The sequence below is a fragment of the Paenibacillus sp. FSL W8-0194 genome (assembly GCF_037969745.1).
Lineage (GTDB): Bacteria > Bacillota > Bacilli > Paenibacillales > Paenibacillaceae > Paenibacillus_AQ > Paenibacillus_AQ cookii.
This window is the reverse complement of record NZ_CP150205.1, coordinates 4241506-4268490: the sequence shown is the minus strand read 5'-3', so window position 1 is coordinate 4268490 and position 26985 is coordinate 4241506. Positions and strand designations below refer to the sequence as shown.

At 53.3% G+C, this 26985-nt stretch carries 22 protein-coding genes and 2 riboswitches; of the genes, 13 read left to right on the top strand and 9 right to left on the bottom strand.

Annotated features, from left to right (window positions below):
• The first annotated feature begins 343 nt into the window (after positions 1–343).
• Both MKY58_RS19435 and MKY58_RS19430 read left to right on the top strand, forming a co-directional pair.
• Complete coding sequence (locus MKY58_RS19435) at positions 344–1414, top strand: bifunctional 3-deoxy-7-phosphoheptulonate synthase/chorismate mutase (protein WP_339321689.1); 1071 nt, start codon at positions 344–346, stop codon at positions 1412–1414.
• Positions 1415–1607: 193 nt separating this feature from the next.
• Positions 1608–2402, top strand: coding sequence for a DUF2935 domain-containing protein (locus tag MKY58_RS19430; protein ID WP_339321688.1), 795 nt, complete (start codon positions 1608–1610; stop codon positions 2400–2402).
• A 117-nt stretch (positions 2403–2519) separates the two neighbouring features.
• Here the strand turns inward: MKY58_RS19430 and MKY58_RS19425 are convergent, their stop codons facing one another.
• The 7 genes from MKY58_RS19425 to MKY58_RS19395 all read right to left on the bottom strand — a co-directional run bounded on the left by MKY58_RS19425 (position 2520) and on the right by MKY58_RS19395 (position 9615).
• Positions 2520–4235 (bottom strand): adenine deaminase C-terminal domain-containing protein, encoded by a 1716-nt coding sequence (locus MKY58_RS19425; protein WP_339321687.1) that lies wholly within the window; start codon positions 4233–4235, stop codon positions 2520–2522.
• 18 nt (positions 4236–4253) lie between these two features.
• Entirely contained in the window at positions 4254–5309 is a 1056-nt protein-coding gene (locus MKY58_RS19420; RefSeq protein WP_339321686.1) for an ABC transporter ATP-binding protein, read from the bottom strand.
• A gap of 16 nt (positions 5310–5325) precedes the next feature.
• Positions 5326–6114: an ABC transporter permease gene (locus MKY58_RS19415; protein WP_339321685.1), complete on the bottom strand. Its 789-nt coding sequence runs from the start codon at positions 6112–6114 to the stop codon at positions 5326–5328.
• 6 nt (positions 6115–6120) lie between these two features.
• Positions 6121–6942, bottom strand: a complete 822-nt coding sequence (locus MKY58_RS19410) for an ABC transporter permease (RefSeq protein ID WP_339321684.1) — start codon at positions 6940–6942, stop codon at positions 6121–6123.
• A 61-nt stretch (positions 6943–7003) separates the two neighbouring features.
• Complete coding sequence (locus MKY58_RS19405) at positions 7004–7936, bottom strand: nucleoside hydrolase (protein ID WP_339321683.1); 933 nt, start codon at positions 7934–7936, stop codon at positions 7004–7006.
• An 84-nt stretch (positions 7937–8020) separates the two neighbouring features.
• Entirely contained in the window at positions 8021–9085 is a 1065-nt protein-coding gene (locus MKY58_RS19400) for an extracellular solute-binding protein (protein ID WP_339321682.1), read from the bottom strand.
• Between the two features lie 182 nt (positions 9086–9267).
• The gene (locus MKY58_RS19395) at positions 9268–9615 is read right to left on the bottom strand and encodes a hypothetical protein (protein WP_036708005.1); all 348 of its coding nucleotides are present in this window, start codon (positions 9613–9615) and stop codon (positions 9268–9270) included.
• A gap of 86 nt (positions 9616–9701) precedes the next feature.
• Between MKY58_RS19395 and MKY58_RS19390 the strand changes: the two genes are divergently transcribed.
• The 5 genes from MKY58_RS19390 to MKY58_RS19370 all read left to right on the top strand — a co-directional run bounded on the left by MKY58_RS19390 (position 9702) and on the right by MKY58_RS19370 (position 16036).
• Complete coding sequence (locus tag MKY58_RS19390; protein ID WP_339321681.1) at positions 9702–10115, top strand: hypothetical protein; 414 nt, start codon at positions 9702–9704, stop codon at positions 10113–10115.
• Between the two features lie 15 nt (positions 10116–10130).
• Positions 10131–11063, top strand: a complete 933-nt coding sequence (locus tag MKY58_RS19385) for an ABC transporter permease subunit (protein ID WP_339321680.1) — start codon at positions 10131–10133, stop codon at positions 11061–11063.
• Between the two features lie 11 nt (positions 11064–11074).
• Positions 11075–11986 (top strand): carbohydrate ABC transporter permease, encoded by a 912-nt coding sequence (locus MKY58_RS19380; protein WP_339321679.1) that lies wholly within the window; start codon positions 11075–11077, stop codon positions 11984–11986.
• Between the two features lie 29 nt (positions 11987–12015).
• Positions 12016–13671, top strand: a complete 1656-nt coding sequence (locus tag MKY58_RS19375) for an extracellular solute-binding protein (RefSeq protein ID WP_339321678.1) — start codon at positions 12016–12018, stop codon at positions 13669–13671.
• A gap of 127 nt (positions 13672–13798) precedes the next feature.
• Entirely contained in the window at positions 13799–16036 is a 2238-nt protein-coding gene (locus MKY58_RS19370; RefSeq protein ID WP_339321677.1) for a helix-turn-helix transcriptional regulator, read from the top strand.
• Between the two features lies 1 nt (position 16037).
• Here MKY58_RS19370 and MKY58_RS19365 read toward each other — a convergent pair whose 3' ends face one another.
• Both MKY58_RS19365 and MKY58_RS19360 read right to left on the bottom strand, forming a co-directional pair.
• A complete protein-coding gene (locus MKY58_RS19365) occupies positions 16038–16259 on the bottom strand; it encodes a helix-turn-helix transcriptional regulator (RefSeq protein WP_339325206.1) in 222 nt (73 codons plus the stop codon).
• A complete protein-coding gene (locus MKY58_RS19360) occupies positions 16214–16621 on the bottom strand; it encodes a hypothetical protein (RefSeq protein WP_339325265.1) in 408 nt (135 codons plus the stop codon). Before MKY58_RS19360 ends, MKY58_RS19365 begins: the two co-directional genes overlap by 46 nt.
• Positions 16622–16984: 363 nt before the next feature.
• A riboswitch (cyclic di-AMP (ydaO/yuaA leader) is annotated at positions 16985–17186 on the top strand.
• Positions 17187–17258: 72 nt separating this feature from the next.
• Positions 17259–17419: riboswitch (cyclic di-AMP (ydaO/yuaA leader) on the top strand.
• Positions 17420–17591: 172 nt separating this feature from the next.
• Here MKY58_RS19360 and MKY58_RS19355 point away from each other — a divergent pair.
• The 6 genes from MKY58_RS19355 to MKY58_RS19330 all read left to right on the top strand — a co-directional run bounded on the left by MKY58_RS19355 (position 17592) and on the right by MKY58_RS19330 (position 26690).
• The gene (locus MKY58_RS19355; RefSeq protein WP_339321676.1) at positions 17592–18416 is read left to right on the top strand and encodes an alpha/beta hydrolase; all 825 of its coding nucleotides are present in this window, start codon (positions 17592–17594) and stop codon (positions 18414–18416) included.
• A 73-nt stretch (positions 18417–18489) separates the two neighbouring features.
• The gene (locus MKY58_RS19350; RefSeq protein WP_339321675.1) at positions 18490–19929 is read left to right on the top strand and encodes a helix-turn-helix domain-containing protein; all 1440 of its coding nucleotides are present in this window, start codon (positions 18490–18492) and stop codon (positions 19927–19929) included.
• A gap of 135 nt (positions 19930–20064) precedes the next feature.
• Positions 20065–20775: a purine-nucleoside phosphorylase gene (gene deoD / locus MKY58_RS19345; RefSeq protein ID WP_339321674.1), complete on the top strand. Its 711-nt coding sequence runs from the start codon at positions 20065–20067 to the stop codon at positions 20773–20775.
• 55 nt (positions 20776–20830) lie between these two features.
• On the top strand, positions 20831–22012 hold the full coding sequence (locus MKY58_RS19340; RefSeq protein WP_339321673.1) for a NupC/NupG family nucleoside CNT transporter: 1182 nt from the start codon (positions 20831–20833) through the stop codon (positions 22010–22012).
• Between the two features lie 311 nt (positions 22013–22323).
• On the top strand, positions 22324–24390 hold the full coding sequence (locus MKY58_RS19335; protein WP_339321672.1) for a UvrD-helicase domain-containing protein: 2067 nt from the start codon (positions 22324–22326) through the stop codon (positions 24388–24390).
• A gap of 248 nt (positions 24391–24638) precedes the next feature.
• Positions 24639–26690, top strand: a complete 2052-nt coding sequence (locus tag MKY58_RS19330; protein WP_339321671.1) for a right-handed parallel beta-helix repeat-containing protein — start codon at positions 24639–24641, stop codon at positions 26688–26690.
• The last annotated feature ends 295 nt before the right edge of the window (positions 26691–26985 follow it).

The window sequence follows — 26985 nt, the reverse complement described above, 5'->3', positions numbered from 1 at the left end:
TTCAGGTTGTAATACAATGCATTTAATTTCATTCGACGACACAAGCCATGAAGGAAAGAGTAAGCGGAGAACGTATTAACAGGGACGGCATGCCGGTAGACTGAGAGCATCCGAATCACCGCACCCGCCGAAGTTCATTCCGGAGCCGGCATCTGAACGTCTGTTTTCCGCAGACCGTAGGCATGCCCGTATACCTTGCGTTAAAAGGCCAGAAGTGAGATATGCCGCTATTGTTTTCGGGCATGTCTAATAAGGGTGGTACCGCGACTCCTCGTCCCTTGACGGACAGGGGTCTTTTTGTTTTTCAAAAATCGAATCCAAGGGATAAAGGAGAGACGTTACGATGAGTCAAGGACGTTTGGAACAATTGCGCACGAAACTGGATGAGGTGAATCTGCAGCTGCTTGCGCTTCTGTCGGAGCGGGCCAAAATCGCCCAGGAGCTGGGCGTCGAAAAAGAAAAGCAGGGCGTCCCGAAATTCGATCCGGTCCGGGAGAAGGAAATGCTGGAGAAGCTGGTAGCCAGCAACGAAGGGCCGTTTGACCATGAAACGGTACGGCATCTGTTCAAGCAAATTTTTCAAGCGTCATTGTCGCTCCAGCAGGTGGACCATAAGAAACATCTCCTCGTCAGCCGGAAAAAGAAACCGGAAAATACGCTCATACAACTGGGCGACGTCACGATCGGCGGCGGCAAACCGGTCATGATCGCCGGGCCGTGTTCGGTCGAAAGCTACGAGCAGGTCCGTACCGTCGCCAAAGCGCTCAAGGAGGCAGGGATGACCGTCATGCGCGGAGGCGCGTTCAAGCCGAGAACGTCTCCTTACGACTTCCAGGGGCTTGGCATCGAAGGGCTGAAAATATTGAAGGAGGTCGCGGACGAGTTCGGCCTGAAGACGATCAGCGAAATCGTGGACCCGGCGCATATCGAGCTGGCTTGCGATTATATCGATGTCATCCAGATCGGCGCAAGAAACATGCAAAACTTCGAGCTGCTGAAAGCTGCCGGCGACGTGCGGACGCCGATCCTTCTAAAACGCGGACTTGCGGCTACGCTGGATGAATTCGTGCATGCGGCCGAATACATCGTGTCCCGCGGCAACAGCCAGGTCATGCTGATCGAACGCGGCATCCGGACCTATGAGAAGGCGACCCGCAACACGCTCGACATTTCGGCGGTGCCGATCCTGAAGCAGGAAACCCACCTTCCGGTACTGGTCGACGTCACGCATTCGACGGGACGCAAAGACATTTTGGCTCCTTGCGCCAAAGCGGCGTTGGCCGCGGGAGCGGACGGCGTCATGGTCGAGGTGCACCCGGATCCGGCGACGGCTTTGTCCGACGCGGCGCAGCAGCTCAACATTCCTCAGTTCCATGACTTTTATGCGGAGGTGCAAAAATCGGGGCTGCTGTAAAACGGGCGATCCCGCTTTCGAGGCTCCCGAAGGGTTCGCTTCAATCCCCTTTTTCCCCGGCATAATTCGGGTCCCTCCAAGCATATATTTGTAGCTGGTTTAAGCCTTTTGCCGCTTTCCGTTCCATGAGACGGATCCGTTTTTCGAAGCTTGCAAAAGGCCCGGCTACAATAACGCTGAAGGGGGCTTTCGCATGAACGACGAGGCGCTGTTCGAACACAGGTTTTGGCTGCAGATATTGGGGGATCATGCCAGGTTTATCTTCAATGGGCTGTCATCCAAGGAAACGGAGGACGTCCGGACGGCGGACCGGTTTATCCGGCAGTTCGACCAGCTGCTGGCGCAGTCGCGGAGCTTGGGGCCGGAGCAGGATTTGAAGCAGCTGAACGAGCAGGCATATCAAGCCGCGGCCGAGCTGCGGTCCTTCAAATTAAGCCTCCTGGACCGCGTGCTTCTCCGCCAAATCGATATCGGCTTGTCCCCGACCTTCATCAACCACATGATCAACGAGCTGGAGGAGTACGAAAGGATTTTGAAGGAGCTGCTTGCGGGAAAGCCGGTGCCGCGTTATCATCCGCTGCATCACGACCTGCTGTGGCTGCCGGATGCGGCCTTTCATTCCGCGTCGATCGCATCCGATCTGGACGGGGTCGAAAGAAGGCTGATCCGCAAAAGCAAGGAATTCGAACAGCATTTTAATGAATTTTATTTGAAGGCGCTGGAGTTGGTCGGCTATTTGCGCACGTTAAAACTGACGTATCCTTCGATTAAAAAGTTCCATACCGACGTTGACGTGGAAATGTCCGCATTCATGGCGTTTCTGCTGGAGGTGGAGGAGCTGGATATCAGCGCCGAACTGTTGACCCGCCTGAACAAACTCGTTCCGGATCACATGTACAGGGAAGAATGTTATTATTTGCAGAAGCTTTCCCAGTTCGGGGAAGTGCCAAGGCCCGATTGCGATCCGGCCAAGCCGAGGGTGGAGTAGGGCCTGCGGCCGCGGGCAGGAGGTCCGGCGATAAGCTAAGGGAAGGTCAAGAAAAAAATTAAGCCCCGCAAAAGGAGCAGCCGATGGTGCTCGCTTGCGGGGCTTTTTTCAGTGCAGTTACCGTTTTTCGATGATCAGCGGCACGATTTGGCCTGCGTTGACGTCGATGAGGCCGCGGTCGGTAATTTTCAAATACGGGCTGACGGGCAGCGAGTGGGTCGCGATGGACATGATCGGGTTGTAATGCTTGTATCCAAGCGCCTGCATCGCCTCACGCAGCTGCTTGACCGATTCGGCCGCCGCTCCGAGCGGCTCTTCCGTAAGGATGCCTCCGACCGGCAGATGCATGTTGGCCATCACTTCGCCGTCCAAGACGACGCAGAACCCGCCCTGCTGCCGGATGACAGTGTTTGCCGCCAGAAGCATGTCCGCCACGTTATGGCCGACAACCAGCAGATTATGGTTGTCATGGGAATACGTCGTGGCGACCGCGCCTTTTTGGATCGTATCGCCGTTTATGAATCCGAAAGCTTTGCCGCCGTGTTTGCCGTAACGCTCGAACGTGGCGATCATGCCGCAGCCGGTGCCTTCCCATTTCAGGCGTCCGCCGACCGCGTCGAATTCGATATGGCTTTCCTGGGTAAACGTCGAGCCGTCCCGCACGGTCATCACCCGGCATAGATAGGTGCCGTCTTCCACATCAACCTGAGCGGCGAAATCTGCTTCGTCCAGCTCGCTAAGCTGCACGCTCCGGTAAAAATGCTCCGGAAACCGGTACCGGGTTGCCTGCAGCGGGGATGGATTAGACGCCGAATAGGTTTCCTTGCCGTTTTTAAACACCGTTTCCAGCTGCATGCTCTCGAGATTGGCGATCAGCTGAAAATCCGCGATTTTCCCCGGCGCGATCGTTCCCCGGTCGTACAGCCGCATCCGGCGGGAAGGGGAGAAGGTAGCGGCGTAAATCGCCTTTTCGGGCGCCATGCCCATGCCGATCGCTTTGCGGACGATATGGTTCAGGTGTCCGCGGGCTTCGAACGAATCGGCCATCACGTCATCGGTCACGAAGCAGAAGCGTTCGGATACGTCGTGTTGGATGAGATAATCCATAATTTCCGGCGTCATCGACTTCTCCTGGATTTCGATAAACATGCCTGCGCCGATCCTTTCCTTCAGCCCTTCCACCGTCTGGTGCGTATGGTCGGAATCGACGCCGGCGGAGATAACGCGCTGCAGGTCCAGGTCAAGCAGTTTCGGCACATGCCCTTCGATGACCAGCTCCGGATGCCGTTCTTTCATATGCTTCAAAATCCGGTTCGTTTTGCAGTCCGGGTCGGCGATGATATCCACGTAGTTCATGATTTCGCCCAAACAGATGACGTCGCCGGTCGCCAGCAAAGCCTCCATGTCCTCGATTTCGATGGAGCCGCCCGAGGTTTCCAGCGAGGTAGCCGGAACCGAGCTTGGGATCGCGTAAAACATGTCCACCGCGCATTCCCGGCTTGCTTTGATCATTTCCAGCACCCCGCCCAGGCCAAAAACGTTAGCCATTTCATGCGGCTCCGGCACGATCGTGGTCACGCCGTTCCGAAGCAGCCCCTCCGAAAAGGAAGCGGGCGTGACCATCGTGCTTTCTATATGAAGATGGATATCGATAAAACCCGGGATCATGTACAGTCCGCTGGCATCGATCACCTGTTTGGCGCGGAACGTTTCTTCCCCGCGCGGGCCGATATACATGAATTTCCCGTCTTTGACGGCGACGTTGGCTTCCGTCCATTGCTTGAAGTAGCTGTTGTATACTTTGGGATTGAGCAGAAGCAGGTCTGGCTGCATGATAAATTCCCCCTATGGTTATTCGACAAGTACAAGCTTCTCCGATGGAAACAACAGGCGGATTTCCTGCCCATTGGCAAAGGGCTGCTGCATTTCCTTGTTGACCGTAAATTCGCCAAGCGGAGTGACGACGACATACTGGTAGCTGCGGCCCAGATAAGTGCTGACCTTGACCTTGCCCGTCAGCACGTTGTCGCCGGGCTGAATTTCCGCAAGCGTTCCGGCGATGAGATCGTCGGGGCGGATCGCGCCTTTCATCGTTGCGGGCATGCCGGGCGCTTTGGCTGCGTGAAAATGGTAGTCCCCGCTGCGCAGGCTGTAGAACGAACCTTCGTCTTCGCGTTCCTCGAAAGCGATAAAATTGTTGAAACCGATAAACCGGGCAACGAATTCGGTTTTCGGATATTGGAAAATGACCGAAGGCTGATCGAGCTGTTCGATAATTCCTTTGTTCATGACGGCCACCCGGTCGGAAATGGAAAAACACTCCTCTTGGTCATGGGATACGTATATGGCCGTAATGCCAAGCTCCTGCTGAATGCGGCGAATTTCGACGCGCATGTTGACCCGGAGGTTGGCGTCCAGGTTGGACAGCGGCTCGTCGAACAGCAGCAGGTCAGGTTCGATCACCAGAGCACGCGCGATGGCGACCCGCTGCTTTTGCCCGCCGGAAAGGGCCTGCGGGAAGCGGCTCTCGAAGCCGCCCAGGCTGACAATTTCCAGCATTCGCATGACCCGTTTTTTGATTTCGTCTTCCTTGACCTTGCGCAGCCGCAGGCCGAAGGCCACGTTGTCGTAGACGGACATGTGCGGGAACAGCGCATAGCTTTGGAAGACGAATCCGAAATTGCGTTTGTTGATCGGGACGCGGGTATAATCTTTTCCCCCGAAGGCAAAGCGGCCGTCCGTGGCGTCGAGAAAACCGGCGATGAGCCGGAGCGTCGTCGTTTTTCCGCAGCCGCTCGGGCCCAGCAAAGAGATCAGGTGGCCTTTTTCGACGGAGAGATTGAAGTCCTTCAAAATGTATTGCTGGTCATAAGCGACCGATACGTTTTCAAGTTGCAGTAAAGACATCGTCTTACGCCTCCATTTATTGTTTGGTGAAGTAGGTCAGACCCAGCAGCCTTTCGATCAGGAACATGAATCCGGCGGTAATGAGCATCAGCAGCACCGAAATGGCCGCGATGGTAGGATCGAAATAGTTCTCGACGTACGTGAGCATTTGGATCGGCAGCGTGCTGACGCCGGGTCCTGTCATGAACAGCGAAATGTCCACGTTGTTGAACGATTCCAGAAAAGCGAGCAGCACCGATGCGATGATGCCGGACTTGATATTCGGCAGGACGATTTTGAAAAAGGTGGCCAGACGGCTGGAGCCAAGGCTGTGCGCCGCTTCTTCGACCGCAAAATCGAAGCCGGCGAGGCTTGCCCCGATGACCCGGATAATGAACGGCAGCATAATGACGGTATGGCCGATCAGCAGCGACGCATAAATCGGAATGTGAAAGGCGATCACGACGTATTTCAGCAGCGTGAAGCCAAGGACGATGCCGGGAATGAGCAGCGGGGATAGGAACACCGCGTTCAGCGTCTCCTTGCCCCGGAACGACGCGCGGTTCAGCGCGTAGGCGGCCGGAATTCCGAGCAAAATGGCCAGCACGTTCCCCAGCAGGGATACCAGAATCGAGGTTTTGAACGTGCTCATGAACATCTCGACTTCGAAAATATTTTGGTACCATTTCAGCGAAAATCCGGTCGGCGGGAACTTCAGGACCGTTCCCGGCTCAAAGGAGGTCACGGCGATAATGACGAGCGGCCCGAGCAAAAACAAATAGACGATAAAGGTAAACAGGGAAAGCCCCGGGTTTTTGTTTTTCATCCGTATCTACTCCTTCGGTTTGAATTTAGCCGCCGCTTTGTTCATCAGCCCGATGACGACAAACGTGATGATCATCATGATGGTTGCGATGGCCGAAGCGGCCTGCCAATCGTTCAGCGTAATCGCGTTTTGGTACAAAAACGTGGCGACGACGCGTTTTTTGCCGCCGAGCAGGGCAGGCGTGGTATAGGCGGTCAGACTGCCGACAAACACGAGAATGCTGCCGACGATCAGCCCCGGAATGCTGAGCGGGACGACGATTTTGCGGAACGCGGTCAGCCTGGAAGCACCCAGGCTTTGAGCCGCCCGCACCAAATCGTGATCGATCGATTCCATGACGCCGACGAGCGTAATGAGAATGAGCGGCAGGAACAGGTGGACCAGGCCGATAATCATCGCCGCCGGCGTATAAAGAATGCTGAGCGGTTCATCGATGATGCCAAGGGCCGTCAGCAGATTGTTCACCAGGCCGTTTTTGCCAAGGATGATCATCCAGCTGAAGGAGCGGACGACCGAACTCGTCAATAACGGGAAAATCGCAAGCGCAAGCATGATGCCTTTTTTGCGCGGCGGAAGTTTGGACAAATAATATGCGACCGGAAAACCGATCAAAATGCACAGCAAGGTGGTCATGACGCTGACGAGCAGGGTCGTGCCCAAAATATCGAGGAAATACGCGTCTTTAAAAAACTGCGCGTAGATGCCTGCGGTAAAGCCGCCGTCCTTGAAGAAGGTCGATCCGACCGTCAGGATGAGCGGAACGATCATGAACAACGTCAAAAACAGCAGGCCGGGTGCCAATAACACGTACAAGTATCGCTTTTTCATGAATGCAATCTCCCGTTTTTAAATTTATCAAAGACGGAGCAGCCGTTTGCGCTTGATAAAATCAACCGCGCAGGACGTCGATCAAGCGGCGGATGAATTCTTCCGCATCGGCCTCCAGGCAGACGTCGACGTTCGGCTCCCGCTGCAGGCGGTTCTGAAAATCGCATACCGTTTGTCCGTCGCATAGTTCGCTCCTGGTTTCCACGTCGACGTAATGCCGCGCGGATCGGACCAGTTCGGGCCAGATGGCCGCCCCGACGGCCAGCGGGTCATGCATGGCGCAGGCCTGGACGCCGTTTCGCTCGAAATAGCGCTTCATATAATCCGCCGTGCTGGCGCGGACATAGCTGGCGATTTCCGAGGATCCCATGGCGTCGATATGCTCGCTTGACAGCAAAGCCGTGCGCGTCACGTCGAGACCGACCATCAGGAGGCGCGGAAACCCGGCCTGGAAAACGAGCTTGGCCGCCTCCGGGTCGACGTGCATGTTGTACTCCGCCACAGGCGTAATGTTGCCGTACGTTTGGACGGCGCCTCCCATGACGACGACTTCCTTCAGATCATGAACGAGCCCCGTATATTTGGCCAAGGCCAGCGCGACGTTGGTCAGCGGGCCGGTGGCGATCAGCGTCACTTCCCCCGGGTAACGCCGGGCCTGTTCGATGATGAAATCGGGACCGAACAGGCTCCGGTCGACGCGATCGGCAGGGCGCATATCGGCCAGTGCCCCGCCAAGGCCGTCCCGGCCATGGACCCGGTGCTCGAACAGCCGGTCGCGCAAAAGCGGACGGGATGCCCCGGGGTATACCGCAATGGAGGGCGCGGCGTGGATCAGCTCCAGTATTTTGCAGGTATTGGCCGTTGCCGTTTCGAGCGACACGTTGCCGTTCACCGTCGTAATCCCGAGCACGTCCAGCTCGCCGCTCCGGATCGCAAGCATAATGCCAAGCGCATCGTCGATGCCTGTATCTACGTCCAATATGGCTTTCTTCACGTGGATTCCCCTTTCGTGGCTTGAATAAAAAGGGCAGGGGCAAGCAGCCCCTGCCGTACACATGCTGCACGGACCCGCAAACGCTTAGCGGGTGACTTCCCGGTTAAAGCGGTCGGTCCATGTTTTCAAATGGCTGTTCACGAACCCCATATCGAGCTTTTGCAGCTTCTCGACGACTTCGGGTCCGTAGGTTACGCCTTTGGCTTCTTCGGCCGTCAGTTTTACGTTTTTATTGGCAGGGGAATCGACCTTGGCTTTCGCCGCTTTTTCCTGTACCTCCTGGCTCAGCTGCCAGTCGATGAATTCTTCGGCCAATGCTTTGTTTTTGCTGCCTTTCACGACGTTCAGCGTATTGATGATGGCATAAGCGCCTTCTTTCGGCGTGACGAATTCGATGCCGGGAACGGCTTTTTGCAGGTCGCCCACGTACATTTGCATGATCGGCCCGGCAGCGGCTTCGCCTTGGGTAAACATGTTCACGAATTCGGAGGTTTTGCTGTAGTATTTCACGACGCTCGGATTCAGCGCGGTCAACCGTTCAAAAGCTTGGTCTTCGTTAAACTCGGCGCTTCCCGCAACTTTGGAGGCGGCGTCGACCATCATCGGGCCGCTGGTGGACGTGATGCTCGGCATCGTCAGCTTGCCTTTCAGCTCGGGTTTCCACAAATCGCTCCAAGACTCGATTTTCATGCCGGCCGCTTTCGGATCGTAGGCGATGCCGAGTTGGCCGACCGTATAGGCAGGACCGTATTCCTCCCCGTTTGGCGCTTTGGCGATGTCATAAATTTGATCCAGGTTTTTGAGGCGGCTGCGGTCGATTTTTTCGAAGGCGCCCGCTTCGATGCCCTGCTGGGCGTAATAATCCGACAAGTAGATGACGTCGACGTCGGAGCTTCCTTGAAGGATTTTGCTGAGCCGGTCGGCATTGTTTCCCGTTTCCAGAACGATGTCGACGTTGTGCGCCTTTTCGAACGGTTCATAAACTTCCTTATTATAGAAGTCTTCCGCAAAGCCCCAAGTCGAGACGACGAGTTTTTGCTTCTTGGCGCCGGACGAATCTCCTCCGTCCCCGTTTGTGCTGCCGCATCCGGCCAGGACAAGCGCGGAAAGGCTGCAGGCAAGTAGTCCTTTGATCCATGTTTTTTTCACGATGATTCACTCCCGTATAATTTTTGGTTAAATTTGTATATTTCTGAAAAAAGAAAAGCGCCCTAGGTAGAATGAATCTCTAACTAGAGCGCTTTTTCAATGTAAACAAAGAAATAGCGGCATCCGTTTGCTTTCCTGGCACGGGCAGTCCTTAAGATAAATCAAAAGGAAAGCGCCGCGGGTTATGAATCTGTTTTTAAAATAATGTTCGTGACCGCCCACTGCGTTGCGGGATCGTAGTCCCGAAGAAGAGCTTCGATCCGGAGATCCAGCTCATCCTCCAGTCGGGATTTCAGCTTTTTCTTGTAGATCATCGACATATAAAAGTCGACTTCGTATTTCAAAGCCGGAACCTCGCCTTCCAGAACGGTGGAGCGGGGAGAACGACGGTGCCGGGCATAAATCGCGATCGCCTCGGGATGGATGCTTGTTCTCAGCAAGGAAGTTCCAAAGCCGAACAGTTCCTTCGAGACATCATTGTATACCTGGCTCAGCTTCTGCTTGAATTCGTTGGAATCGGAATGAACCATTGGTCACCTTCAAACTATGAAATATTTTTGGTGATAAGGAGTTCACGAGATTTATAATACAAAAAAAACGAAGAATTATCAAGTTATTGTTCGGATTTTATGTGAATTACTCACTATTTTTATTATGTATTTCCTTAAAAACGACTCATTTACGAACTTTTCTTGGGACGAGAGGTGTTTTTGCCGATAGCGGAACTATCGAAAGAGTAGCGGAAGACTCGGGAGGGGGAGCGGGCTTAACAAACGGCGGCGCGGGCCAAACGCAGGAAAGCTGGGCGAAAAACATTCTGGCGGGCATCTTGATTTGCGGAAAATATGAACCGGTTGAAATCTCCAAAAAACCTTATAACGACGGGGATTTCCTGCTTTTTGCAAAACCGGAATGCTCCGTCTCCGAAAATATTGCGAAGCCGATCAAAAAATGTTGCTTGCCTTCGTTTGAAACGGCCCATTATGATGAATCCAGCGGAAGCGGGCCCGCAAGACCGCGAGACCGATGAAGAAAGGGGAAGACCATGAAAGCCGTTCGACAACCGGGCGGGCGCATGTCGTTCCGATGGCGCGACAATATGCAGCTCTACCTGATAATGCTTCCCGTTCTTGTCCATATTTTTATATTCAGCTACATTCCGATGTACGGCGTCATCATTGCTTTTCAAAATTATTACCCGGGAAAACCTTTTTTTTCGCTGCATGAGACCGATTGGGTGGGCTTTCAGCATTTCATCGATTTTTTTAACGGCCCGTATTTCGGCAGATTGATGCGCAACACGTTTTTGCTCAGCTTTTATTTTCTCGTGTTCGGTTTCTGGGTGCCGATTCTGTTCGCCTTGCTGCTGAACGAATTGAAGAGCGGCGTATTCAAAAAATACGTGCAGACGGCCAGTTATTTGCCCCACTTCATTTCGAACGTCGTCGTGGCGGGCATGGTTTTGTCCTTTATCAATACGGACGGCGTCGTCAACGCAATCGTCAAGCTGTTTGGCGGCACGCCGGTGGCGCTGAATACCGAACCCGGCTATTTTCCGGCGATTTATACCATCACAAGCATTTGGAAATCGTTCGGATGGAGCAGCATTTTGTATTTGGCGGCCATGTCCTCCGTCGATCCTCATTTATATGAAGCAGCCAAAATGGACGGAGCAAACCGTTTCAAGCAAATGCTCCATATTACGCTGCCGTCCATCCGGCCGACGATTTTTATTTTGCTTATTTTCGCGATCGGCAATCTGCTTTCGGCAAACAGCGAGTTCATTCTTCTTATTTATAACCCGATGGTATACGAAACGGCGGATGTCATCGGCACGTATTTGTACCGCGACGGCTTGCTGGGCGGAAACTTCAGCTCGGGTACCGCAGTCGGATTGTTTATTTCGCTTATTAACTTCACGCTGCTGTACATCGCCAATTCGCTCAGCCGCAAATATTCCGATTACGCCTTATGGTAAGGGGGAGTACGATGGCCGCCTCGGTCAGAAGAAATCCGAACAAGATCAAGCAGGGTTCTGTAGCGGTCGACATTGTTTTGTATGCGCTTGCGCTTTTCATTTGCCTCATTACGCTGTATCCTTTTTATCTCGTCGTCATCATGTCCATCAGTTCGCCGACGGAAGTGGCGGCCATGAACGTGTTTTGGTACCCGAAAGGATTTTTTCTCGATTCCTATAAACTGATCGTCAGCGACACGAAAATGTGGTGGGCATACTCCAATACGCTCATCTACGTGGCCGCAGGGACGTTGTTGAACTGCCTTACGGCTGTTTTAGGCGCATACCCGCTAACGGTACGCACGCTGAAAGGGCGAAAATGGCTCGTCGCCTTCCTGCTGATCCCGATGTATTTCGGCGGCGGGTTGATTCCTTCCTATCTGCTGGTCAACAAGCTTGGATTGTACAATACGATGTTTGCGGTGATCATCCCCGGCATGGTCAGCATTTGGAACATCATTCTCGTCAGAACCTTTTTTACGACCATTCCGGACGGACTCAAGGAATCGGCATTTATCGACGGCGCTTCCCATTTGCAGCTGCTGTTCCGCGTAATTCTGCCCATTTCCAAACCGATTCTGGCGGTCATCGCCATTTATTCGGTCGTCGGCATTTGGAACAGCTGGTTCGACGCGCTCGTGTATTTGCCGAACGAAAAGCTGCACCCGTTGCAAATGTATTTGTACCGCGTCGTCGTGCAGCAATCGGTCGATTTGAAAATGCTGTCGCTGGAGGATACAAAAAATGCCGTGGCAAACATGCTCTCCAATATCCAACTGAAATACGCGATCATCGTGTTTACGACGCTTCCGGTCATTTTTACGTACCCGTTTTTCCAAAGGTATTTCATTAAAGGAGCGCTTCTCGGCTCGTTAAAAGAATAGGCTGCGACCATTCAAAGGGGGAAAACGCAATGAAAAAGTGGAAAAAACCGTTCGTATCCGCTATGATGGCGGTTGTTTTAATCATATCCGTAACCGCTTGCAACAGCGGCGGCAGCAACGGCGGCGGGGCCGACAGCAAAAAAGAGGAAGCCGGAGGCAATCCCGAAACCGGGCAGAAAACCGGCAAGCTCCGGCTGCTCGGGCCGGCCGGCTCGAACAAATATATTAAATTCGAGGACAGGGAGAAGTATCCTGTATGGAAAGAAGTCGACAAGATGCTCACCGATGCCGGCTTGCAATTGGATTACGAGCTGGTTCCGGCGGAGCAATACAAAGTGACCATTCAAACCCGGATGGCTTCCGGTTCTTCTCTTCCCGACATCGTGAATATCTCGGCTCTGGACAACACGACGGTACTGAATTTGGCAAAGCAGGGCGTGCTGCTTGATCTGAATCCGCTGATCGAGAAGTACAGCAACGGCAACATCAAAAAAATGTACAACGAGGAAATGACTTTCGCCAAAAAATCGACGACATCGCCTGACGGCAGCATGTACTGGTTTAGCAATCTGCACAAAAAAACATACCAAGGAAATATACCGGCCCCGGTATCCTTGACCATGCTGCTCCGCAAAGATTGGCTGGATAAGCTGAATCTTCCGGTTCCAAAAACAGCCGAGGAATATTCGCAAACCTTAAAAGCATTCCGGGAAAAGGATGCCAACGGAAACGGCAAGCAGGACGAGGTTCTGGTTTACGATCCAAGCGCGTTTAACGGCGCCATCGCTCAATGGTTCGGGCTGGGCACGGATATCACGGCGGTGGATGTCGAAAACAAAAAAGTGGTATCGCCATGGTATCAAGACGGCATCAAAGATTACTTCCGCTACCTGCAGCAGTTAGTAAAAGAAGGCGTTCTCGATACGAGCCTGATCGGGGCGACAGGGGAGCAAAAGCAGCAAAAAATGACGGAAAACCAGGTCGCTTCCTTAACCGACTACAACCTGGAAACGTACCAGGAGCCGACGATCAATGGCGGCGGCGAATTCCTGCCGCTCATGCCGCTCCAAGCGGTTGACAACATCACTCCGGCAGCCCAATTGGAACCGCCGTTCCTCGTATGGCAGAAATATGCGATTACGAAAGACTGCAAGGATGTGGAAGCCGCGATCAAGTTTTTCGATACGATCTATTCGGAGAAATACGCAGATCTTCTGTACTGGGGAATTGAAGGTCAAACGTACAAAAAGGACGCCAACGGGGCAAAAGTATATATCAACAATGTATCGGAAGAAGAGCTGGCCAAAATGGGTCAGGCCACGGGCCGTCAGCTGTTCGGGGATACCGTCTTCCCTCGCGTCCAATTCGCCAACCTCGAGTTTGAGCTGATCGACAAACCTCAGCACAAAATCGATAACGAGTTAAACATCCTGAACTACAAGCCGTATTTCGTCAACATGAACGACATGTATTTGGCCATCCCGGACGATCAGCAGCTCGAAAAGAAGACGAAAATTTTGACCAACTTGACGACGTACTCGCAGGAGCTTGCGACCAAGCTGGCTCTCGGTCAGAAATCGCTCGACAATTGGGATCAATATATCTCCGAGCTGAAGAAGCTCGGGCTGGACGATTTGATCGAAATCAACCAGCAGCTGCTTGACCGGTACAACAGCATCCAATAACGTTAACGGCAACGTCGAACATCCAACAGGGAAAATGGCGGTTATTCGCAAAACGCGCGAAAAGATCGCCGTTTTCCTGCTTTTGCTTTTTATCGTTTGCGTCATACCAACCGGAGGAGGGGTTGTTTTGCGCTATAAAGGTTTCGGAAGCGGAACGTTCCGCAACATCTTTTTGTCGTATACCGCGATCCTGATCATTCCCATCATCGTATTCAGCTCGCTTAACGTGCAGCGGAACATGATGGAGGAAAAACAACAGCAGCGCCAAAAACAGGCGGCCGATGCCAGCCGGATCGCGGATCTCGTCGACAATAAGCTGAACGAGCTGAAAAACATGGGCAAAATGCTGGGCAACGAAGCCTGGGTCAAAAAGCTGATGCAAAATACGAACGTATACGATCAGGAATTCGACTTGTTCAAGATGCTGGAGATCCGCAAAAGTCTCGATAACGATATCAATTCGCTTGGCATCCTCTCCTTCGGCATGGTCGTGTTCCCCGAAAAAGGCCAGGTTTTGACGCCATGGGGCATTTATCCGGAAGACCGCTTTTTTCAGGGGGTCGCCGCATTCGACGGGCAAACGGAGCGGAAGCTTCAGGCCGCGTTGGCCGAGCAGCAGTATTTCAAGATCATGCCGCCTGTGGACATGAAATTATGGGGCAGCGGCAAGCGGGTCATTCCGGTGCTGCAAAGCCTGGAGGTCGTCAACCATCCGCGCGCGGTTTTGGTCCTTTTTATTGACAGCGCTTACTTTTCCGGTTATATGCATCGTTTTGCCGGGATCGAATCCAAGGAGATCGTCATGTCGTCGCATGGCGCCTTGATTTACCGCCAAACGCGCAGCGCGCCTGGAGACCTTCAGGCCGATTCGGGCCGTTATGCGTTTGAGCTGCCGTCCAAGGCCGGCGATTTGCGGTACACGATTACCTATACCGACAGCAGCGTGATCGGCATCAACAATCTTGTCGGCTCGCTGCTTGCGATTGCGATTTCCGTCGTCCTCGGCGCCTGCATGGCCTTTTTGCTGGCCAAGGTCAGCTACCGCCCGCTCGGCGCCCTGCTGAACAAGTTGTCTGCGGTGGTCCGGATGGAAGACGGGAAGGGCGGCGCCCCAATTTCCGGCTCGGAATACAGCTATATCGAAAAATCGTTTGACCGGCTGCTGCTCGAAAACAAAAACCTCCAGCAATCGATGCAGGATTACGAAAGCGCCGCGAGATCGAACCTGTTTCTGCGCCTGCTGAAAGGGTATTTTACGGATGATCAGCAGGTGAACGGGCTGAAAAAATTCGGCATCGCTTATACCGACGACATGTTTTATTGCACGCTGCTGATCAGTTTCCATGCACTCCGCGATTTGTCCGACATGGAACGGATCCGGAAAATCGAAATGATGACGATCGTGATCGTGGAACAGGCGATGAGCCGTCACCGGCTCGCGTACGAGCTGTTTGAGGTGACCAATGCGGACAAAGCGCTCATTCTTTCTTCCGTCGAGCCGCTTGGCAGCGAAGGGGAGCTGGAGAGCATCGCGGCCGAAATCGCGGGCGAGATCGGGCTGGCCTGCGGCTTTCAGCCAGACGTTTTATGCGGCACGGCGGAAAAAGGGCTGGTCGGCATCAGCAAATCGTATTATGCGGCCAACGAAAGCCTGCAGTATACCCTCTTCGCGCGGGAGCATCTCCCGGTGCAGAAGGAGGAGATTCAGCCCGGCGTCGATTATTATTATCCGACCGATTGGGAGGTTCAGCTGATCAATAACCTGAAAATCGGCAACCTGGATACGACGATGCAAATCTTGCACGAAATCAGCGAGGAAAACAAAAAGCGGCGGCTGCCCGAACCGAGCGAAACCAAGCTGGTATCCTTGTTGATGGAAACGATGCTGAGGGTGCTGCATGAGCTGAACCTGGACACATGCCTATACGCCAAGCAATTCGCGAGCCGGGCGGGAGCGGGGGACATCGGCGGGATGTGGAGCTACGTTTTTGAGGTCGGCACGTTAATTTGCGAACGGAAACGCTATGCCAATACTTCGCCTTCGCTTGCCGTCGGCAGCGAGCTGCTTCAATTCGTGAACCAGAACTATACCAGCGCCGACATTTCGCTGAAGCAGCTGGCGGAAAGATGCGGCATGTCGGTATCCCATGTCTCCAAAATCTTCAAGGAAGTGTCCGGCATCAACTTCTACGACTATTTATGCCGGCTCCGGATGGAAACGGCCAAGGAGCTGCTGCGGGAGAAAACATTCGGGATGGACGATATCGCCCGCCGGGTAGGGTACGAAAACGTCTATTCCTTCAAACGTGCTTTCGTGCGGTACGAAGGCATCAAGCCGGATGAATACGTGGAATCGGCGATGTGAATCAACCGCTCGCCTCGTCCATCTGCCGGCAACGATATTGGGCCGGCGTCATGCCGGTCGCTTTTTTGAAGGCGGTAAAAAAATGGCTTTTCGTCTGAAACCCGGCTTGCTGCGCGATTTCGGCAACGCTCATGTCGGTCTCCGTGAGCAATTCCTTTACCTTTTCGATCCGCATATTCAAAATATAATTGGACAGCGACATTCCGTAATGGTCGAGAAACAATTGACGGGAATATTTGGCGGACAACTCGATGTGGTCGGCGATGCTTCGACGGATAGTCTTGGATCGTGAATGTGGTATCGACCGAACACCAGAAACAGCCCGTTCAAAAATACGGTGTTCCATGTGACGCGCAGCCAGTCATTGGTTGAAAAGAAAAACTCGAAGTTTCTCCATCCTACCCATTGACTTCCCAATAGACCGTCTGAAAGCCGGTAATTCTGAAAGGCAAGCAAATGTCCCAGCATCGGCGTATACGCAAAGACAAGCAGGAACAGCATGCCGGGAAGCGCAAGCAGATACAGATAACGGTTCTTTGCGACCTCATGGATAAATCCGTGATGTCCTCTTTTATTGTTGTTCAATCATTCACCTCCCTGCGATCCATGGAATGAAGATGCCTTATGACACCATTATCGTAGCAGCGGTTCAAAGGCTTTGAATAGTTCTGATTGGTACGAAGGAGTTCTTATATGGCTGATGGGGAGGTATTCATTTTTCCCGCCAAGTTCTGTATCGATCTCGGAAGAGCGCCTGGTTATAACAAGATGAACGTTGTATAAATCAAGGAAACGGAAGCTATCGGTTGTAAATGAATGATTGGGCAGGATCAGGGGCCGGAAACCGGCAAAAGCTATAAAAAAGGCCATGAATTCTATTGTAACCAACCTTTACAGTTCGTCGGCTCAGGCGTATATTCAACTCATTATGAAAAATCTTTGGTTCATGAATGGATTACGCTGAATTTTCAATCGCGAAAAGCGGGGGAACCACATCGGCACCGGCATGCATTCCGAGTCTTCATGGATATAGCCGGCTGCTTGGGGTGAATCGGATGAAGAGGCTGCCTTGGATCAGCTTTCCGTCCGTAGGGCAGCTCTCACGGCCCGAATCCGACAGCTAACCTCGTAAGCGTCGCTAGGAGAGAGGAGTGAAACTGTGAGTTGTCAACGAGCACAGGGTATCCGCTCTGTGTTTTTCTGTGCGAAAAAATAACATGAATGTCTATGATCGCTGAATTTCCGTTCCGGCGGAAAACGGGGGAACCGGCCGTGACAACCAACCGTTCGTCACATGGGGTGAATCTTGAAATCGCATTCGAGTAGGGCTACTCTTGGTCCGAATCCGACAGCTAACCTCGTAAGCGTGAGAAGAGAGGCTGCTTTTATACATGCCAAGCAAGGTTTATTTTGCCTTGCCTGAAGAAGCATGGAAAGAGGGTTCCTCTTTCCGTGCTTCTTTTTTTGACATGAGCATTTTGCCGACGTTAACGAATGTTCGACCCACATATAAAAAACACATCGACAGACCATGCATAGCGGGAGGAGAAGGAAGTTGCCTAACATACAAGTGAATGGAACGTCGCTATATTACGAGACGCATGGCAGCGGGGTGCCGATCGTCTTTATTCACGGACATCTTTCATCTCATCATAGTTTTGAGCCTCAAGTGGAATATTTCAGCAAAAGGGCGAAGGTCATCGTCCTCGATTTGAGAGGTTACGGCAATTCGGGTAAATTGAATGTGGAAGTCGAGGAAATCGTCGACACCCAGTGCAGGGACCTGAAAGAGCTGCTGGATAAGCTCGGCTTGCCGAAGGTAACGCTGGTCGGCTGCTCGAGCGGCAGCCTGCTGGTGCAAAAATTCGCGGAAACCTATTCGGACCGCGTCAACGCGCTTGTGCTGGTGGACAGTTATTTTTACGGGCCGTGCGGCCCTTTCGGCACGAAAAACGGCATCTGGAAGCTGCTGGAGGCGTGCAGCTGGATTTCCTATTATCTTCCTGCCGAGTTTTTTCTCCGGTCGCTGCGCGTAACGTATCACAGGTGGATTCCGGCCTACAGCATTTTAAGGAACGAGCTGTTTCATAAACGGCCGACCGAGTCGATCAAACAACGGATGGCGCTGCTTAAGGCGGATATCGATCCGGTGTTGTCCCGGCTGCGGATGCCGGTGTTATGCGTGGCCGGCAGGCAGAGCGAATGGTTCGTCAACCAGATGAACAAGGCCGTGGAGCGGTTCGCCTGCGCCCAGAAAGCGGTGATCGAGGACGCGATTTATCCGAGCCATTTGTGCCAGCCGCGGGAATTTAACCGCATTTTGCTCAATTTTTTGATCGACCAAAAGCTTTTCCGGATGGAGCAGCAGCATTCGGGCTGAAAACGGCTTCCGCCGGCAACAATGAGGGATGTGCCGCTAGGGTCGGCGGAAAGCATCCGGCAAAGGTGATGACATGAATAAGGAATACAGACAGCTGAAATCGCTGCTGAAGCTGCTGGACCGGGAAGAACGGTGGTTTACGTTCGCAGAGGTGGAAAGCGAGCTGGGCGTATCGGACAAATCCGTCCGTAAGATCGTCGAGTCCGCCGTCCCCCTGCTGCCCCCGTCCATGCAGATCGAGGTATCCAGGGGGAAGGGCATCATGTTCCGCCGGGACCGGCATGGGACAAGCATTCAGGAAGTTTTGGAACCGCTGCTTCGGGAAACGCCGTATTTCCGCCTGATGCAGCGTTTGTTCATGCATGACGGCAACACCTCCGCCGAGGAGGTAGCGGAAGAGCTGTATATGAGCTTTTCTTCGTTCAAAAAATGGATCATCCAGCTAAACCGGGACGAACTGCGCCCGTTTCAGCTGCGGATCACGTATTCGGCGCCGGCGCTGAAAGGAAACGAAATCCACGTGCGCTATTTTTTATGGAAACTGTTTACCGAGGCTTATCCTTACACCGGATGGCCTTTTTCGAATGCCGATTACGCGCGTCTGGACGGCTGGGTGGCCGAGATCGAGCGGGAAAACGGAATGATTTATTTTTTGAACGCAAAACGGAGTTTGTCGTTCCTGATCGCGATCGTGCTCGAAAGGGTCAAGCAGGGGCACCGGGTTGCGCTCAAAAGCGGAAGCTACGCATGGGAACGCCATCCGTTTTTCGGGCCGGTCCTGAAGATGTCGGAAAAGCTGGCTGCGGCGTACGGCATCGTGTTGCCCCGCGAAGAGGTTTATTTTTTGCAGTCGATGTTCAGCTTGAGCCAGTATCACGGCAAGGACGGGTTCCCTGTATTCGGGGGAAGGGCCCTTGCTTCAGAGCAGGAAGACGATGCAGAAAGCCGGATGTCCGGCCTGCTCATTTCGATTCTGGAAAACGCATTTCCGGCGCTGAACGCCAGCTCCCGTTTTCTGGCCGAAATCCGGGAATTCATGGACAAGCTGCGCATCGATAACGCCATTCCCGAGCTGATGGCCGTCTCGCACAGCCACCTGACCAGGTATATCCGCGACAAAGAGCAGCCGATCTATGCGGCGGTATCGGAATGCATGCGGCAATGGCAGCGGAGTTTTCCCGAGCTCATGTACAACGACTATCATTTGACCAAACTGACGTTTATGGTTAGCGCAAGCCTCCGTTATAAAAGCAAAAAGGCGTTTTTGATCATCGGCGAGGAGTTTTCGGTGCGCCATTACGTCGCGAACCTGATCAAACGGGAAATCGGGGACGACCTGACGATCGAAACCTCGATTTTGCACGGGCTGACCGATGACATCATCCGGGAGCAGCAGATCGATTTCGTGATCAGCACGATGCCTGTCTCCTTGACGAGCGTGCCGACCGTTCTGATTTCGACCATTCCGACGAAAAGGGACCTGGAGAACATCCGCCAGGAGCTGATGTCGTAAATAGCATGGTCCTTTTTCTTCCGTTTCCAACGGCAGCATTTGGGCTAGTTTCGGCCGCGGATTCCCTTTAAGATGACTACTGTAAGCGATCACAGAAACATCGCTCGCGAGTTTAATCCAAAGGGGAAATGCAACATGAGTATTCATCTGGGAGCCAATGCCGGAGACGTCGCGGAACGGGTGCTGCTGCCCGGCGATCCGCTGCGCGCCAAATTCGTGGCCGAACATTTTCTGGAGAACGTTCGGTGCTACAACGAGGTCAGGGGGATGTACGGCTTTACCGGGTTGTATAAAGGGGTTCCGGTTTCGGTGCAGGGGACGGGCATGGGAAATCCGTCGATGAGCATTTATGCTACCGAGCTGATCCAGGATTACGGGGCGAAAAAGCTCATCCGGATCGGCACCTGCGGCGCGATGCAGAAGGAGCTGCAAATCCGCGATCTCGTGCTCGCGCAGGCGGTTTCTTCGGACAGCAACATGACGGAGAAAATTTTCCTCGGCTGCAACTATGCGCCGTCGGCGGATTTCGGCCTGCTGATGAAAGCGTACCAGGAGGCCGTTCGCCGCAGCGCTAACGTGTCCGTGGGCAATGTGTACAATTCCGACGAGTTTTACAGGGAGACGATGGCAAGGCTTCATAAATTCATGGAGTTCGGGGTGTTGGCCGTCGAGATGGAGAGCACGGCGCTGTATACGCTGGCCGCCAAATACGGGGTTCGGGCATTGACGATCCTGACGGTGGGAAGCCAGCTGCTGACGGGCGAACGCTCCGCGCATAAAGACAGCGAGCAGTCCTTTAATCTCATGGCGGAAATTGCGCTGGAGACCATTATAGCGGACGCGTAACGCTGTAGATCCGGAAAATATTGTGATTTAATTCACAAAAAATGGGGGAGACATCATGAAATATGTGATCGCTCTGATTGGACTTGTCGTCGTGCTCGCGCTTGCCTGGCTCGTCAGCTCGGATAAGAAGAACATCAAATTCCGTCCGATTCTCGTCATGATTGCGCTGCAGATCGTGCTCGGACTGATTTTGCTGAAGACAAGCATCGGGGAATTTTTGGTCAGAGGTTTTGCCGACGGCTTCGCGAAAATTTTGAATTTTGCGAACGAAGGCACGGATTTCGTGTTTGGCGGCATCGTCAACGAAGGCATCCATTCGTTTTTTTTCCACGTCCTGATGCCGATCGTGTTCATGTCGGTGCTCATCGGCATTTTGCAGCATTATAAAATCCTGCCGTTTATCATTAAATACATCGGCCTTGCGCTCAGCAAGGTGAACGGGATGGGCAAGCTGGAGTCGTACAACGCGGTCGCTTCCGCCATCCTCGGCCAAAACGAAGTGTTTATTTCCTTCAAAAAGCAGATCGGCCTGCTGCCGCGGCAGCGGCTGTACACGCTGTGCGCATCCGCGATGTCGACCGTGTCCATGTCGATCGTCGGTTCGTACATGACGATGCTCAAGCCGGAATACGTCGTGGCCGCGCTCGTCTTGAACCTGTTCGGCGGATTCATTATCTCCTCGATTGTAAACCCTTACAAGGTGCAGCCGGAAGACGATATTCTCGAAGTGCAGGAAGAGACGAAGCAGACCTTTTTCGAAATGCTCGGCGAATATATCATGGACGGCTTTAAGGTGGTCGTCATCGTCGGCGTGATGCTGGTCGGATTCGTCGCCCTGATCTCCATGGTAAACGGGATTTTCAGCGGCGTGTTCGGCATTTCGTTCCAAAACATTCTCGGCTACGTGCTTGCTCCGTTTGCGTTTCTTATGGGCGTGCCGTGGCATGAAGCCATCAAGGCGGGAAGCATTATGGCGACGAAAATCGTGGCCAACGAGTTTGTGGCGATGCTCGACTTCGTGAAGGTCCAAGGGGAATTCAGCGAACGCGCCAAAGCGATCGTATCGGTGTTCCTGATCTCCTTCGCCAACTTCGGCTCGATCGGCACGATCGTCGGCGCGGTGAAGGGCTTGAACGAAAAACAGGGCAACGTGGTGGCCGGCTTCGGGCTGAAGCTGTTGTACGGAGCTGCGTTGGTGAGCTTTTTGTCGGCGACGATCATCGGCCTCGTGTTTTAAGGAGTATTAAAAAATCGGCGCAGTTCATCCAGAGCTAATTCCGTCCAACCCCCGTAAGTAGCGATTTCGTTGCCGCCGGGGGTTTTGGTTTGGTTTTATGCAAGGGAGCAGCGATGACGAAAAAGCAAAAAAACCAGATCTGCCGGGAAGGCAATCTGGTTTTTAATATGTAATATTAGACATAAAGTGTATACCTATTTTTGGACCCACGATAAAAATATAATACTACAGCCGAAAGAATAAGTCTATATTTTTTTTCGTTTTTCTCTATACTTAAGTTCATTCTTAAGGGGAAGAGAGGCGAAGACGCAATGTTATACGAAAGCGAAGCGGCCGAACGCCAGCATTTGCGGGACATCATAAATAAGCTTCGGGCGGCGCTGGCCGCGATGGAGGATAAAGTATCGGATGCTTATCAGGACATTATTGAAGCCAAAAAATATCTGTGGATCAACATGGCCCAGCTGGACCCGGCGGAACGCGCGGCAAACCGGGTGGACATCTCGTTGTCGATCGATGCGGGAGAAAAAGCCGTGGCCAAGCGGCAGCGGATCGGCAAGCTGGTCGGCTCGCCTTATTTTGGAAGGGTGGATTTTAAGGCAGAGGACCGACCCGAGGCGGATGCCTGTTACATCGGCGTGCATGCGTTCAGCGAAGAGGACGGCCAGCGCAACCTGATTTATGATTGGCGTTCGCCCATTGCGAGCCTGTTTTACGATTTTCATGTCGGGAAAGCCCATTACGAAGCGCCTATGGGAAGAGTGGAAGGCGAAATGACAGCGAAAAGGCAGTACAAAATCAAGGACGGCGTGATGGATTACATGATCGAAAGTTCGATGAACATTAACGACGACGTGCTGCAAAAAGAGCTCAGCAGCAGCTCGGACGAAAAAATGAAAAACATCGTGGCGACGATCCAGCAGGAGCAGAACCGGATCATCCGGAACGAAACGGCGGGCGAACTGATCATCCAGGGGGTGGCGGGCTCCGGCAAAACGTCGGTTGCCCTGCACCGGGTCGCTTATCTGCTGTACCGGTTCAAAGAAACGCTGACCTCGAGCAACGTGCTCATCATTTCGCCGAATAAGGCGTTTTCCGATTTTATTTCGAACGTGCTGCCCGAGCTCGGCGAAGAAATGATCATGGAGACGAGCATGGAAGAACTGGCTGCGCAGGAGCTCGGGAGCCTCTGCCGATTCCAGACGTTTTACGAACAGGCGGCCGTCTTGCTGGAGGAGCGGGACGGGGCATTTGCCGAGCGGATCCGGTTCAAGGCCCGGCTGGAGCTGATCCGGGAGTTGGAGGAATTCGCGAAACATGCGGAGTCGTTTTTCTTTGAAGCCGAGGATATCGTGCTGGATCGCGTTACGATCGCCAAAGAGGTTGTTATGAACAGCTATCTAGCGGCGGCGGGGCTGCCCCTGCAGCAGCGGCTGGCCAAAACGGCGGCGGTCATCGGCGGGCAAACCCGAACCGAAGACGGGGAGAGATTGACGCCCGCTGCCGTCAAAAAAATAAAAACAGCCGTGAAAAAAATGTTCGGCGCGCAAAACATGCTTGCGCTGTACAAGGCGTTTTACGATCATATCGGCAGGCCGGAGATGTTCAAGCCGCTCGGGAAAAAAACGATCGAATTTGCGGATGTTTTTCCGCTGATATATTTGAAGATGCTCATCGAGGGTACGGAACCGATGCAGCTCGTCAAACATTTGCTGGTGGACGAGATGCAGGATTACGCCCCCGTACAATACGCGGTGCTTGCCAAACGGTTTCCGTGCAAAAAAACGATCCTCGGCGATGCGACCCAATCGGTGAACCCGTATTCCTCCACGACCCTCGCCGAGATCAAGAAGGTGTTTCAACGCGCCGAAACGGTGGAGCTGCTCAAAAGCTACCGTTCCACGCTCGAAATCACGAACTTCGCGCTGCAGATCAAACCGAACCCTGACCTGGTTCCGGTGGAGCGGCACGGGGAGGAGCCGCAGGTCACGGGATATGGCTGCATACAGCAGGAGATGGACGGAATCCGCGCATTATGCCGCCGGTTTTTGAATGGGAAGCTCCATTCCCTCGGCATCGTCTGCAAAACCAAAGCGCAGGCCGAGCGGGTCGTCCAGGGGATTGGAGATCTGCACGCGGACGTGCATTTGCTGGATTTCGACAGCGACGGTTTCCGGGAAGGCATCACGGTCACCTTTGCCCATATGGCGAAAGGGCTGGAGTTCGATCAGGTGATCGTTCCGTTTGCCGACCGCGAAACATACTTCACAGAGCTGGATCGGAGCCTGCTGTATGTGGCCTGCACAAGGGCGATGCACCGGCTGCATGTGACGTATGCCGGGGAAATCACTCCTTTTTTGAAGCAGGTCGGCAAGTAACCGCAGTCCACGAGCGGCCCCCCGGCATACCGCGGGCATGCGATGTTTCGGCCGCTCTCTCGTTGATCCGCATATTCAGAGTCCCTTTTCAAAGATTCCGTGCATACGATACCTCAGTGCTGCGCCGATGGCAATCTGGCAAGTCTTCCGATGTTTGCGCGCTTGCTTTCCTTCGGGGCGTTTTCATGGTATTTTTAAGCAATGCGGCAGATATGGATTTTTATGCACGGGGAGGAGATCTGTCAAACATGTTCGTTCAGAAGGTGATCAAAACAGCGTTGGGCTTTTGCGTGTTCCTGTCATGTTGGTTCGGAATGGGGAATCTGGCGGCGGATACGTCCTATGCGGCCTCCGGGAATGAGTATTATGTGGCCGTTACGGGCAGCGACCAGAATTCCGGCAGCGCGGACGCCCCGTGGAGAACGCTGCAAAAGGCGGTTAACAGCCTGGGTCCGGGGGACACGTTGTATGTCAGGGGCGGCGTTTATTCCGAGTTCGTGAACGTCAACGTCTCGGGGACGGAAACGGCCGGCATTGCCGTGCGGAATTACCCCGGCGAAACCCCCGTCCTTGACGGTTCGGGGCTGGAAGTGGCTTCCGGCAATCAGGCCCTGGTGTATTTGGCAGGCGTAAGCAACTTGACCTGGGAAGGTTTCGAAATCCGGAACTTGGCGACGTCGAGCTCTTCTTACGATCCGGCGGGGATCCGCATCAAAAACGGAGGCAGCCGCATCCGGATTTTGAACAACGATATCCATGATATCCGAAACACCTCCACGTCCGGAAACGCGCACGGGATCCACGTGCTGGGCAATACTTCGGTCCCGTTAACCGGCCTGACGATCAGCGGGAACCGGGTCCATCACCTAATGACCGGAAAAAGCGAATCGCTGACGCTTAGCGGCAACATCGACGGTTTTGAGATCACAAACAATAAAGTGTTCGAAAATAACAATATCGGCATCGAACTTGCCGGATTTTACGGCGCGTGCGCAAGCGGATGCGTGGATCAGACCCGGAACGGCGTCGTATCCGGAAATATCGTGTACGGCATCGATTCCTCCGGCAATCCGGCCTACGGGACGGGCATTCATGCGGCAGGGGGCATCTATGCCGACGGGGCGGCCAACATCGTCATCGAACGCAATCACGTGTTCTCCAACGATTTCGGGATCGAGCTTGCCAGCGAGAAAAAAGGAAAAGCGACGAGCCATATCACGGTGCAAAACAACTTCATCCACGACAACTACGGCGCCGGAGTGATCATGGGAGGCGCGGATTCGTCCAACGGCGGCGCGGCCGGCAACAAGATCGTAAATAATACGTTCGTGGAAAACGACGCATTGATGCAAGGATACGGCGAAATCACGCTGCAATGGAATACGGTGGACAATTTGATCGCCAACAATATCATTTACAGCAACAAGCAGAAGCTGTCCGTCAACAAGATCAATGCCAGCGGCTCCGGCAACAAGCTGGATTATAATCTGCATTACAACGCAAGCGGGGGGAGCGGCACGATTTGGAGATGGCAGGGGGTCACGTATAAAAGCTTGCCCGCCTTCCAGACGGCAACCGGCTTCGACATTCATTCGCTGATCGGCAACCCGATGTTCGTGGATATCGTCAATCGCAATATCCGGCTAACATCGGCTTCCGCCGCGGTCAACAAAGGCTCCAACACGTATGCGGCGGGACAAAACACGGACTATGAAAACGGGCTTCGCATTCGTGAAGGCACGGTGGACATCGGGGCGCTGGAATACGTTGCCGGAAAGGATCCGGTATCGGCGCCCGCATTCAAATATGCGGCCGACGGAAATCCGGGCGAATGGCAGCAGGTTCCGGTCTTAAGCAAAGGCGGCGCATACGCCTCCCTATTTAAAGCGGTAATCGAACAAAAGCGGCTCTGCATCCTCGTTCAGGGCAACGGACTGACGAAAAAAAGCCAATTTTTCTTGAATACGGACAATAACGACAAAACCGGTTTTAAAATCGGCAAGTTTACGCAAAGCGGCGCCGAATTTTTGCTTGAAAACGGAGTGCTGTACCGGTATACGGGAACCGGCGGAACGGATTGGTCCTGGAAGCTCGTCCGGACCTACAAAGGAACAAGCGATTATGCGGCAACCGACACGGCGATCGAAGCGTTAGTGCCGCTGGCCGACCTTGGGGTAACGGCCGATCAGACGATCAAAATCGGATTCGTCCTCAACGACTCCTCCGTAAACAAGCTTCCCGCCAGCGGCGGAATGATTGCGGTCCCGAAACCTGCGGCCAACAAGCAGCAGCAGAACTAAACGGATAACTGCCCTCCCTCCCAATCTCAGAAAAACTGAAATGGGAGGGAGGTTTTTTTTATTTCCAAAATTCGATAAGAACCCATTGTAAAACTTGAAGAAATGGGTTATATTTTCATTTGATGTGTAAGCCATAAGTCCTGCTATCATTTTATTTTTCTCTATTATCCCGGTAAGTAGTACATTTATCCCGGGGTTTTTTAATGAGATTTACCCTCGAAATGTCGGAGGATATGAAGGATTTTGAAACATTATCGGCTTATATGTCGTTAAAATAGATCGATAGGAGTGGGGC

What these genes read in the sequence shown, in the direction of transcription:
- MKY58_RS19435 (WP_339321689.1), top strand. Translation starts at nt 344, where the DNA reads ATGAGTCAAGGACGTTTGGAACAATTGCGCACGAAACTGGATGAGGTG.
- MKY58_RS19430 (WP_339321688.1), top strand. Translation starts at nt 1,608, where the DNA reads ATGAACGACGAGGCGCTGTTCGAACACAGGTTTTGGCTGCAGATATTG.
- MKY58_RS19425 (WP_339321687.1), bottom strand. Translation starts at nt 4,235, where the DNA reads ATGCAGCCAGACCTGCTTCTGCTCAATCCCAAAGTATACAACAGCTAC.
- MKY58_RS19420 (WP_339321686.1), bottom strand. Translation starts at nt 5,309, where the DNA reads ATGTCTTTACTGCAACTTGAAAACGTATCGGTCGCTTATGACCAGCAA.
- MKY58_RS19415 (WP_339321685.1), bottom strand. Translation starts at nt 6,114, where the DNA reads ATGAAAAACAAAAACCCGGGGCTTTCCCTGTTTACCTTTATCGTCTAT.
- MKY58_RS19410 (WP_339321684.1), bottom strand. Translation starts at nt 6,942, where the DNA reads ATGAAAAAGCGATACTTGTACGTGTTATTGGCACCCGGCCTGCTGTTT.
- MKY58_RS19395 (WP_036708005.1), bottom strand. Translation starts at nt 9,615, where the DNA reads ATGGTTCATTCCGATTCCAACGAATTCAAGCAGAAGCTGAGCCAGGTA.
- MKY58_RS19385 (WP_339321680.1), top strand. Translation starts at nt 10,131, where the DNA reads ATGAAAGCCGTTCGACAACCGGGCGGGCGCATGTCGTTCCGATGGCGC.
- MKY58_RS19380 (WP_339321679.1), top strand. Translation starts at nt 11,075, where the DNA reads ATGGCCGCCTCGGTCAGAAGAAATCCGAACAAGATCAAGCAGGGTTCT.
- MKY58_RS19375 (WP_339321678.1), top strand. Translation starts at nt 12,016, where the DNA reads ATGAAAAAGTGGAAAAAACCGTTCGTATCCGCTATGATGGCGGTTGTT.
- MKY58_RS19350 (WP_339321675.1), top strand. Translation starts at nt 18,490, where the DNA reads ATGAATAAGGAATACAGACAGCTGAAATCGCTGCTGAAGCTGCTGGAC.
- deoD (WP_339321674.1), top strand. Translation starts at nt 20,065, where the DNA reads ATGAGTATTCATCTGGGAGCCAATGCCGGAGACGTCGCGGAACGGGTG.
- MKY58_RS19340 (WP_339321673.1), top strand. Translation starts at nt 20,831, where the DNA reads ATGAAATATGTGATCGCTCTGATTGGACTTGTCGTCGTGCTCGCGCTT.
- MKY58_RS19335 (WP_339321672.1), top strand. Translation starts at nt 22,324, where the DNA reads ATGTTATACGAAAGCGAAGCGGCCGAACGCCAGCATTTGCGGGACATC.
- MKY58_RS19330 (WP_339321671.1), top strand. Translation starts at nt 24,639, where the DNA reads ATGTTCGTTCAGAAGGTGATCAAAACAGCGTTGGGCTTTTGCGTGTTC.